8 protein-coding genes and 1 pseudogene are annotated in these 10472 nt (G+C 70.0%); 3 read left to right on the forward strand and 6 right to left on the reverse strand.

The annotated features are described in order from the left end of the window. Positions 1–180: 180 nt before the first annotated feature. Both ACSDR0_RS47495 and ACSDR0_RS47500 read right to left on the reverse strand, forming a co-directional pair. Positions 181–1149, reverse strand: coding sequence for a tyrosine-type recombinase/integrase (locus ACSDR0_RS47495; protein WP_435295584.1), 969 nt, complete (start codon positions 1147–1149; stop codon positions 181–183). Positions 1150–1273: 124 nt separating this feature from the next. Continuing rightward, a complete protein-coding gene (locus ACSDR0_RS47500) occupies positions 1274–1888 on the reverse strand; it encodes a TetR/AcrR family transcriptional regulator (protein ID WP_435295585.1) in 615 nt (204 codons plus the stop codon). Between the two features lie 118 nt (positions 1889–2006). On the opposite strand from ACSDR0_RS47500, the gene ACSDR0_RS47505 reads away from it, so the two are divergent. Together ACSDR0_RS47505 and ACSDR0_RS47510 are read left to right on the forward strand one after the other, a co-directional pair. Further along, the gene (locus ACSDR0_RS47505) at positions 2007–2921 is read left to right on the forward strand and encodes an NmrA family NAD(P)-binding protein (RefSeq protein ID WP_435295586.1); all 915 of its coding nucleotides are present in this window, start codon (positions 2007–2009) and stop codon (positions 2919–2921) included. After that, on the forward strand, positions 2918–3784 hold the full coding sequence (locus ACSDR0_RS47510; RefSeq protein ID WP_435295587.1) for a TIGR03620 family F420-dependent LLM class oxidoreductase: 867 nt from the start codon (positions 2918–2920) through the stop codon (positions 3782–3784). The genes ACSDR0_RS47505 and ACSDR0_RS47510 overlap by 4 nt, the downstream gene beginning before the upstream one ends. Before the next feature lie 74 nt (positions 3785–3858). Here ACSDR0_RS47510 and ACSDR0_RS47515 read toward each other — a convergent pair whose 3' ends face one another. The 3 genes from ACSDR0_RS47515 to ACSDR0_RS47525 form a co-directional block, all read right to left on the reverse strand. Beyond that, positions 3859–5214, reverse strand: coding sequence for a transposase (locus tag ACSDR0_RS47515; protein WP_435295588.1), 1356 nt, complete (start codon positions 5212–5214; stop codon positions 3859–3861). A gap of 350 nt (positions 5215–5564) precedes the next feature. Further along, the gene (locus ACSDR0_RS47520) at positions 5565–8507 is read right to left on the reverse strand and encodes an FG-GAP-like repeat-containing protein (RefSeq protein ID WP_435295589.1); all 2943 of its coding nucleotides are present in this window, start codon (positions 8505–8507) and stop codon (positions 5565–5567) included. Between the two features lie 466 nt (positions 8508–8973). Beyond that, positions 8974–9183 carry a hypothetical protein gene (locus ACSDR0_RS47525; protein WP_435295590.1) on the reverse strand — a complete coding sequence of 70 codons (210 nt, stop codon included), beginning with the start codon at positions 9181–9183 and terminating at the stop codon, positions 8974–8976. Between the two features lie 10 nt (positions 9184–9193). Between ACSDR0_RS47525 and ACSDR0_RS47530 the strand changes: the two are divergent. Further along, positions 9194–10005: pseudogene (locus tag ACSDR0_RS47530) on the forward strand (IS5 family transposase). 139 nt (positions 10006–10144) lie between these two features. Here ACSDR0_RS47530 and ACSDR0_RS47535 read toward each other — a convergent pair. After that, a partial coding sequence (locus tag ACSDR0_RS47535; protein ID WP_435295591.1) for a hypothetical protein occupies positions 10145–10472 on the reverse strand: 328 nt, incomplete at its 5' end.

Consider the following 10472-nt stretch of genomic DNA (forward strand, 5'->3'; position numbering starts at 1 on the left):
ACACTGCACCGGCCCGGCGGGTGATCGGCGTCGAGGAGCACGCCTGGACCCCGGAACTGCGCCGCGCCCTTCTGCGGGGGCGGCCGGAATACGCCGGAAAGGGGCCGCGGGCTGCTGTAACCGCAGCTCAGCGGGTTCGGCTGTAGACGCGACATCCTCTGTGAGGTGGGTGGTCCAGGGTCAGCGGGCGCGGCGACGTTGGGCGGGGTCGGCTTCGGCGGTGATGCGGGCGGAGGTCTCCTCGCCCAGGCGCACATAGCGGCCGAGGCTGGCCAGGTGCTGGTGGCGGCTCTTGGCCTGCAGCTCCGGGGCGGTACGCCCGGCCTGTGCGAGATGCTGCAAGGCGCTATGCCGGAGCTGATGCAACGTCCACCCCTGGCGGTGTGGGTCGAGCTGGGCGGAGGTGGTCTTGAACAGGTACTCGGCGCGCGGGTAGGACAGCCGGCCCCGGCCGGTGACGGGGCAGACGTCGGCGGCCGCTGGCGCGCGGGGCCCGGAGGTGGGAGCGCGCCGGTCGGCCAGGAACACCGGCCCGGCGGTGCGGCCGGCCAGCAGGCGGGGCAGGATGCGGGCGGTGGGGGTGGCCCAGTGCACGTACTCGAGGGCGCCGCCCTTGCTGGTGACCCGGGCGCGGCGGAACTCCAGGTCGAGGTCCTCGACGTTGAGGGTGAGGATTTCCTCGGCGCGGGCGGCGGTGTCGTACAGGAGCCTCCAGAACACTCGTTCCCGGAGGGCGTGCGCGGGGTCGGTGAACAGCTTGTCCAGCCGGGTGGCCGGGATGGCGCGGTCCCCGCGGCGGGCGCTCTTGCGGCGCTCCAGGCGCCGCGCGGGGTTGGTGACGAGCAGGTCCTGGCGCTGGGCCCAGGTGGTGAAGGAGACCAGCGCGGACAGGTGCCGGTTCCACGTGGCGGCGGCCGCGGCCTTCCAGCGGTCCATTACCGCAGCGTAGTGCTCCGGCTGCAGGGCGGCGACGGGGTGCTGCGGGCCGATGACGGCGGTCAGGCGGGTGAGGGTCTCGGCGTAGCCCGCGCGGGTGGTGGCCGCGGTGCGGGACTCCAGGAAGCGCTCGACCGCTGCGGCGGTGGTCGAGCCGGCCGTGCCGGGGAAGGAGGTCGGGTCAGGCTGGCTGGGGAACGCCACGACGGACACGGGTCGCCCTCCTCCACGTCGATGTGACACATAATGCTGCCGAGTCGCCTGCGGCGCGGCGGAGGCCGAGCTGGGCGGACGCCGTCTGCTGGTGGCCAGTGTGACAGATAATTCATCTTCTGTGTCACATCTTTCGGCCCGCCGTTTCTCCTGCAGGGTGCACTCCGGTCAGCGCAAGGGTGAGCAGCCGGTCGGCCTGGGCCGCGCCGTCGGGTTCCTGCTCAACGGCCAGGCAGATGGCGTTGACGAGTTTGAGCAGGTCCGTGATCGAGACGTCGGGCCGTGCGGCGTTCGCCCGGCAGGCGCGGGCCAGCAGGTCCGCACCGGCGTCCGTGATCATCGTGTGGCAGGTGGCACCCAGAGTGGGATCGCCGTCGTGGGCCCCTCGCATCAGCGAGGCGGCCAGGCCCCGGTTGGCCACGGCGTGCCGGGCGACGGCTCCCAGCCAGGCTGCCAGCGCGTGCCCGGGGTCGGAGTCGGCGGCAAGGTCGGCGGCGGTGGCGCACAGGGTCTCGACCTTGTCGCGGAAGACGGCCTCCAGCAGTCGCTGCCGGGAGGGAAAGTGGCGGTGCAGCGTGGCCGAGCCGACGCCGGCGCGGCGGGCGATCTCCTCCAGGGACGCCTCGGCTCCGTGCTCGGCGATGGCCTCGGCGGCCGCGGCCAGGATGCGGTCGTAGTTGCGGCGCGCGTCCGCACGCATCGGACGCGTGGGCGAGGTCGTACGGCTGTCGGGCGGCATGTGTTCTCCGGCGGGCTTGCAAAAACGGGGTGGCCCTCCATATCGTACTCACTCAGAACCGGAGGGCCACCCCAGTTAGGTGGGTGGCCTCCGCATGCCTACCGTCTGGAGACACATCGTGAAGACCATCGTGGTGGTGGGGGCGACCGGCCTGCAGGGCCGAGCCGTGACAGCGCAACTGCTCGCCGACGGCTGGCAGGTACGGGCGATGACGCGCGATCCGAAGGCCGCAGCGGCTCGGGCGCTGGCGCAGGCGGGCGCCGAGCTCGTCCGCGCCGAGATGGACGACCTCGCCTCACTCATCGCCGCCGCCGAAGGCGCCTATGGCCTGTTCAGCGTGCAGCCCACCGTCGGCTCCCCGGGCACCCCGGCGGGCTTCTCGGCTGAGGACGAGGTCCGCTGGGGCCGCAACGTCGCCGACGCGGCCCACGCCGCCGGTGTGCGGCACCTGGTCTACGCCTCGCTCGCCGGCGCGGGCCGCCACAACACCGAGAAACTGCCGCAGAACACGATCAACAAGTGGCGGATCGAACAGCACATCACCCGGCTGGGCCTGCCCGCGACCTTCCTGCGCCCGGTCTCCTTCATGGAGAACTACACCGGCGCCTACCACCTGCACGACGGCGCCGTGGCCACCGCATTTGCCGCCGACGTGCCGCAGCAGATCATGGCCGTCGACGACGTCGGCGCCTTCGCCGCGCTGGCCTTTGCCCAGCCGGGCGAGTGGATCGGCCGCGCGGTCGACCTGGCCGGGGACGAACTGACCCCACGCCAGATCGCCGCCGCCATCTCCGCGGCGATCGACCGGCCGCTGCCCTACGTCCAGATCCCGATCGAGGTGATCGCCCAGCTCGGCGCGGAATTCGCCTACGCCTACACCTGGCTCAACGAACGCGGCTACCGCGCCGACGTCGCCTTCACCCGCGCCCTGCACCCCGGCCTGCTGGACCTGCGCACCTGGCTGCAGCGGACGGGAGCAGCCCAGATCGCCGGCTTCCTGGCCGCCCGGGACACCGCCGAGCAGGACCGATGAACGCGCTCGCCCTCGGACGGGTCGGCATCTGGGCGGGCGAGATGGACCGCTATCGCGCCCTCGCCCTGCGCCAGGCGGCCGCCGCCATCGAGGACCTCGGCTATCCGGCCCTGTGGTTTCCCGAGACGACCGGCCGCGAGGCAATGGCCCAGGCCGCCCTGCTGCTGTCGGCCACCCGGCAGACGGTCATCGCCACCGGCACCGCCAGCATCTACGCCCGCGACGCGATCAGTGCCGCGGCCGCGCAACGCACCCTTGCCGAGGCATTCCCCGCACGGTTCCTGCTCGGCCTCGGCGTCAGCCACCCCGCCTTGGTCACCGACGTGCGCGGCCACCGCTTCGGCCCGCCAGTGGCGACCATGCGCGCCTACCTGGACGCCATCGACACCGCCCCGTTCGGCCCGCAGGCTCCCGCCGCGCCCAGGGTCCTGGCCGCGCTGGGCCCGAAGATGCTCCAGCTCGCCGCCGAACGCGCCTGCGGCGCCCACCCGCTGGGCATGCCAGTCGAGCACACCCGCCGGGCCAGAAGCCTGCTCGGGCCGCAAGCGCTGCTGGCGGTCACCCAGCTCGTTGTCCTGGACTCATCCCGCGCCCGCGCGGCCGAGCTGGCCCGTGCCCACGCAGCCGCCGCCCTGCCCAACCGGCTCGCGCTGCTGCGCGACCTGGGATTCGACGACGCCGAATCCCTCGACGGCCGGCTGGTCGACGCCCTGGTGGCCACCGGCGGTCCGGAGGACGTCGCTCGGCGGGTTGAACTGCATCTCGACGCCGGTGCGGATCACGTCAGCCTGCACGTGCTGACGGCCACGCCAGATGAGCCGCCATTGCGTCAATGGCAGGAGCTGGCCGCACAGTTGCTGTGAGCGGCCCCTGTTCGGCCATCCAGGCACGAGCTGGGACGTGCGGGTTCGTCATCATGCCACCCCTGCAACGGGCATCAGGCCAGGGCCGCGGCGAACAACACTCGTGGTTCCAGGTCCAACCGGGTGTTGGGGGTGTCATCCGGCGGGGTGAGGTTAAGGGTCCAGTTGCCGAACCGGCGGACGGTGTGGGTGATGTAGGGGGAAACGGTCGCCAGGTCGTCCAGGTCGACAGGTTGTCCCTCGGCGGCGATGTCGTTGGCGGCGTCGGTGATGTCCAGGGCTGTCGAGTACATGACGCAGTTGGCGAGCAACTCGTTGAACTTGATGACCTTCTCCTGGTAGTCGGGGTCGTTGTGGCCGATGAGCTTGCCGCCGAACATCAGCCAGTCGGCGAAACCGTGGAAGGCCTCGTTCCGGTTGGTGACCTGGGTGATTTGCTCCCGCAGCTGCGGCTCGGACAGATAGCGCAGCAGCGTGATGGTGCGGATCGCCCGGCCGAGCTCCCTGAGTGCCCGGTACAGGCGGTTCTTGCGGGAGTGGTTGCCCAGCCGGCGCAGCAACGTGACCGACGACATCCTGTTCTCCCGGATGGAGATCGCGGTGCGCAGCAGATCCGTCCAATGGGCCTCGATCATGGCCCAGTCGACCGCCTCGTCCCCGAACAGCGAATCGATGTGCTGGTAGTGCGCGTCGGGGGCGGGCCGGTAGAAGATCAGGTCGTGCCAGTTGCGGATGCGGGGGAGCAAGTCGAATCCCAGGAGCGCGGCCAGGCCGAAGACCGGCAGCGACTGGCCTTGGGTGTCTGCGTGGATGGTATCGGGCTGGATGTCGGAGGCGTTCTTCAGCAGGCCCTCGATGATGTAGACCGCCTCCCACACCCCGCACGGGATGAAGTGGCTGAACAGAGCGACATAGGTGTTGGAGATATGCCGGTAGGCAATCCCGCCGTATCCCCCGTACCGGATGGACGTTTCCGCGAGGAGGTTGTTCTCCCACGTGTCGATCTGGGAGCCGTCCGCGGCGACGGTCTTTCCGTCGCCCCACACGCCGGCCACGTCCAGCTTGTTGAACGCGTTGACGACCGTCGCCGACGCTTTCTCAATCTTGCCGGCGGTGGCGTGCTTGTTGCCTGCCAGCGAGAGCTCGTGCACGCTGACCTTGCCGCGCATGTGTGCTGCGACCTGGGACGGGCCGAGTAGCGTGCCGTGCGCGAACACCGTCAGTACATAGCGAGCCAAGGCCTCTTTGATCTTCGGATCCGAGCCGGAGGCCGGGCCGAAGTGATGGTGCCAGCCCAGCAGATAGGCGGTGCGAGTGAGGATGTCCAGCAGCGCCCGCTGCGGCAGCCGGTCATGGACCGCAGCCTCCAACTCCAGCGCCTCCGGCCGCCGCTCGGCGCCCTTGCGCCGCTTGAGGGGTCCCGGTAGCAACGGCGGAAAATCCAACGGATATTGCTTCGCCAGCGTCGACGTGGAGCACTCCGACGAGGTCAGCGGCATCTTCAGCCCAGCCCGCCGCACCCACCAACCGGCAGACCAGCGATACGACGCCCTCACATCCGAGCAGGTCAGGGGTATATCCGTTGGATTTTCGGCGATTACTACCGGAACCCCCACCCCGCTCAAAGGCCACCGCGCCATCGCGACCAGATACGACAGGCTCGCCGTCCGCTATACCGCCACGATCCAGATCGCCGCCCTCTGTGACTGGCTCACCCGACTTTGAAACAGGCCCTAACAGTCGCTTTGGCCTCGATGGTGGAGCGTCACGTACCGTCCGATCAGCCCTTGCGCGTCAGGCCGTTGTTGACCCAAGCCGACACGACACCCGTGGAGCTGGAGATCAGGTAGTCGTCGCGGCGGTCACCGTTGACGTCGGCGAGGAAGACCTGGCCTCTTGGCGCGTTGAGGCCGGCGGTGATCTCGCCCTGAATGGGCCAGGTCGTGCTGCCGGTGTTGCGCCAGGCCCAGATCCGGCCCTGGCCGCTGACCGACAGGTAGTCGTCGCGGCGGTCGCCGTCGATGTCGGCGAAGGTGATCATCGAGTCGTGCAGGCCGATGCCAGCGGCGACCTGGCCCCATTCAGTCCATCTCGGGGACGGCAGATTGTTGCCCCAGGCACGTACCTCGCCCTGCGAGCCGACCATCAGATAGTCGTCGCAGCCGTCGCCGTCGTAGTCGGCGAACCGCAATCCGTCCCGTGTCCCGCCCGGTACGCCCGCGGCGACCTCGCCCATCTCGATCCACCTCGGGGAGGGGAGGTTGTTGCCCCAGGCGCGGACCCGGCCCTGTGGGTCGACCATCAGGTAGTCGTCGCGGCCGTCGCAGTCGAGGTCGGCGAACCGCACCTCCTCCCGCGTCGCGCCCGCCACACCTGCGGCGACCTGGCCCAGTTCCGTCCACCTCGGGGAGGGCAGGTCGTTGCCCCAGCCTCGGACCGCGCCCTGCGGGCTGACGAGAAGGTAGTCGGCCTTGCGGTTCTGGTCGAGGTCGGCGAACCTCAACTCCGCCAGCGTCCCGCCCGGGACACCGGCCGCGATCACGCCCTGGCGGTCCCAGCGCTCGGATCCGATGTACAGCTCGCCGATCCAGGCCCAGACCTGCCCGGAGGCGTTCACCGTCAGGTAGTCGGCCTGGCCGCCTCCGTCGACGTCCGCGAACTCGACGTTCGCCCGCGACGTCCCGACACCGGCGGCGATCACCGCCTGGGGCAGCCATGCCCCGACGCCCGTCTGGCCGGTGGCGTTGAGCCAGGCCCGCACCTGCCCCTGCGCGTTCACGACCAGGTAGTCGTCGCGGCTGTCACCGTCAAGGTCGGTGAAGCGCACCTCGTCGCGGGTCGCGCCGAATCCGGACGCGACGACGCCCCGTTCGATCCAGCGCGGGGAGGGAAGGTTGTTGCCCCAGGCGCGTACCTCACCCTGCAAGCCGACCAGGAGATAGTCGTCGGCGCCGTCGCCGTCGATGTCGGCGAACCGGACCTCATCCCGCGTCGCGCCCGGGACACCGGCGGCGACCTCACCCCATTCGGTCCACCTCTGGTTCGGCAGGACGTTGCCCCAGGCGCGGACCCCGCCCTGCGCGTCGACCATCAGGTAGTCGTCGCGGCCGTCACCGTTGAGATCGGCGAACCGCAGTCCGTCCCGTGTCCCGCCCGGCACGCCGGCGGCGACCTCGCCCATCTCGATCCATCGCGGGGACGGGAGGTTGTTGCCCCAGGCGCGGACCCGGCCCTGCGGGTCGACCATCAGGTAATCGTCGCGGCCGTCGCCGTCGACGTCGGCGAACCGCACTTCCTCGCGCGTGCCGCCCGGCACACCGGCGGCGATCATGCCCTCGGTCCTCCAGCCGTCCATGCCGACGCCCGGAGGGTTTCCCGGGGCCGGACCAGGCGGTGTGCCACAGGCTCCGGGGACGCCGGCCTTGGGCCGCCAGATGACGCCGTTCCGCACGATGTCGCTGATCTTCCGGTCGAACGCGTCGCCCATCTTCCGGAAGCCGTTGGCGTTCGGGTGGAGCGTGTCGGCCATGTCCGCCGTCCCGACAGCGGACATGTCGACCAGGTGGACCGATCGTCCGATGGCCCGGAAGTCGGCGACGACCCCCGGGATCGCCGCGTTGTACCGCTGGATGCGTTCCATGACCGCCGGTGAGGTCGACGGGATGAGGGTGGCGACCAGGACCGTGGTCTCCGGCGCGGCAGTGAGGATCTTGCGGATGACGTTGCGCAGCCGCTCGTGGGCGGCGGCCACGTTGAGGTCGCGCCACATGTCGTTGGTGCCTATGTGCAGCGTGACGACGTTCGGCCGGAACTCGCGCACCGTGCAGGTCGCGATGTCGCTGATCCGGTCGATCGTCCAGCCCTGGTGCCCCTCGTGGTCCCGGTCGGACAGCTGGCCGCTCTGCTGGGAGCCGACGTAGTCGAGGGAGTCCACGTCGTCGGCGAGCTGGCTCGACAGCCGGGCCCGGTAACCGGAGAGGTCGGAGGTCCCCTGTCCGTAGGTGATCGAGTCGCCCAGCGGCATGACCCGGAGGTCCATCGGCGGCGGGATCGGGTGCAGCTCGTGCTCGATCGCCGCCGGAAGCCTCTCACCGATCTCGGTCAGGAAGTCGCGGAACCAGGTGGCGGCGGCCCTGGCGCCGGCGCTGGCCCAGGAGCCCAGCCAGATGACGAAGTCGAGGATCTTGTTGCCGATCCACCTGAAGATGATCTTCGCGAACGCCTGGGCGAACTGCGACACGGCCTCTTGGAACACCCCCAAGCCCCCTCCGATGAGCGCGGCCACGAAGACCGACTCCCAGAAGTCGGTCGAGGACATGTCCTCGCCGCCCAGCTTGGCTTGGACGACCCGGGCGGTTACCGCTCCTGCGGCGCCGGCCAGCCCCTTGCAGACGAACGGATTGGCGATCGCCCCGAAGCAGGCGAACAGCATCACCGCAAGCGCACCGGAGCCTGCCGCGGCGACGACGATCCAGTCCGTGCTGGACAACTCCAGCGCGTCGATCTCGGCTGCCCGGATGACGATCCGGAACCCGGTGTCGGTGATCTCCACGGTTCCCGGCAGGTCCCCGGGGAACACCGGCAGCGGCCCCGGGATGCGCGCCGCCAGGGACACGTCGCTCAGTGCGTCGTCGAGGAGCTCGTCGACCTCCCGGCTGTCGTACACGGCGTCGTACGCCGCCTCGGCGGCGGCCCGGTCGAAGTCCGGGATCGTGTGTTCCATCACGAAGTCCGTGGCCGGTGCCGCCGAAGCCGATCGCGCGCCCGCCGTGATCTGCCCGACGATCAGTGCGGCGAGGACCGTCAGCACTACTCCGAAACGCTGCCATCCGCCTGATAAATGATGTCCGCTCACCCGGCGATGGTGACACCGCCACATGTCCCACGGGTGTCAAGACAGCGACGGCCCCGTGTTAACGCGAGCATCAGCCGTGGCCGTCCGCGAGGCCCTGGCGGCCTGGGCGGTCTCCGCCATGATGCCCGGCCACCGTCCCCGGCGGGATCAACGCCGTGCTCGCCGCCACTTCCGAGGCGCCCGGCACCTTGCCGCTCATCTCCAGCGCGCGGAGCCCGCGCCTGTTCGTCCGCCGGCGGCCCGCCGAGGGGGAATCGATTGATCGAACATCGCTTGCGGGGCCACTCCTGTGTGACCCGCCCGGGTCACACAGGAGATCAAAGACGGGTGCCTGTCAGCCGAAATGCCAGTGCTCGTTCTGGTAGTTGCCGGAGACCCTTGTGATCACCCGGCCGTCGGCGTAGGCGTAGATGCCGTAGGCCTGGTTGCCGTGCCAGGGGTGGCGAAGGATGTCGCCGGTGGTCAGGGCGGCGATCCGGTGGGGGGCCAGGCCGTATTGCAGCAGCAGGCATCCGGCAACGCCTGGCCCGAGGTCGGGCGCCACCTGGCTGGAGATGGTGGATGCGTTCCTTCAGCGACTGGTGCCCGACGAACTGCGGGAGCTGTTTCAGCGTGTGGTCCCCCCGGCGCCGACCCGTCCGCAAGGCGGCGGGCGGCGGGCGGCGGGTCGAGGACCGCATGATCCTGGCGGCGATCGTGTACGTGGCCACGACCGGCTGCGCCTGGCGGCACTTCCGCCCGTCTTCGGCGCCTCCTGGCAGACGGTGCACCGCCGTTTCACCGAATGGAGCAGCGCACGGGTGTGGGCCAAGCTGTATCGGGTCCCGCTGGACGAGCTCGGCGCCCGCGGTGAACTGGACTGGTCCCGGTGCGCGATCGACTCCCTCAGCGTGCGAGCGGTCAAAGGGGGGACCTGACCGGCCCCAATCCTGTCGACCGTGGCAAGAAAGGGCCGAAGATCCACCTGTTCACCGAACGGACCGGTCTGCCGATCTCTGTCGCGATCAGCGCCGCCAACACCCATGACAGCCTGGCGTTGGAGCCGCTGGTGTGCGGCATTCCGCCCATCCGCTCACGCCGTGGACCGCGCCGCCGCAGGCCCGCCAAGCTGCACGGCGACAAGGGCTACGACTACTCCCACGTGAGGGCCTTCCTGCGCGGGCGCGGCATCGTCCCACGCATCGCCCGGCGCGGGATCGAGTCCAGCCACAGGCTCGGCCGCCACCGCTGGGTGGTGGAGCGGACCGTCTCCTGGCTGTCCGGGTGCCGGCGATTACACCGCCGCTATGAACGCCGCGCCGACCACTTCGCCTCCTTCGCCGCTATCGCCGCAGCCCTCATTTGCTACCGCCGACTCACCAAATGAGTCACCGTCTTAATCGGGTGAACGTTCTGCTCCGGGATGCGCGCACGGCCCCTCCACCTGTTCGTCAGCTGTTTGATCAACATCGCGATCCCCGCGTGCCCATCGGCACGCGGGGATCATGAGAACCTCGGTGACGCGGTTACGACTTGAAGTTCCACTGCTGGTGGAGGCCGCCGTTCCACGGGTACGCGTAGGCGCCGCCGGTGAAGTTGCTGTCGACCGCGTAGTTGGTGTTGCCGTACCAGTGGGAGAAGACAACCCTCCTCCAGCTCGCACCCTGCGCGTACCACTCCACGGTGGCGTAGCTGTCGTTGTCGTTGCACTCCACGATCGCCCGGAGCTCACCCGTGCTGTTGATACGGGCGAGGCAGCGCTTCGTCGCGTCGTTCCGGCGTCCTCCTCCCGAATGTGTCCCCAGCCCCAAGGTGAGCTGATCTGCGCAGGTCACGGGACTTCCGAGAAGATCG

It is taken from the genome of Streptosporangium sp. G11, assembly GCF_051192615.1.
Taxonomy (GTDB): Bacteria; Actinomycetota; Actinomycetes; order Streptosporangiales; family Streptosporangiaceae; genus Streptosporangium.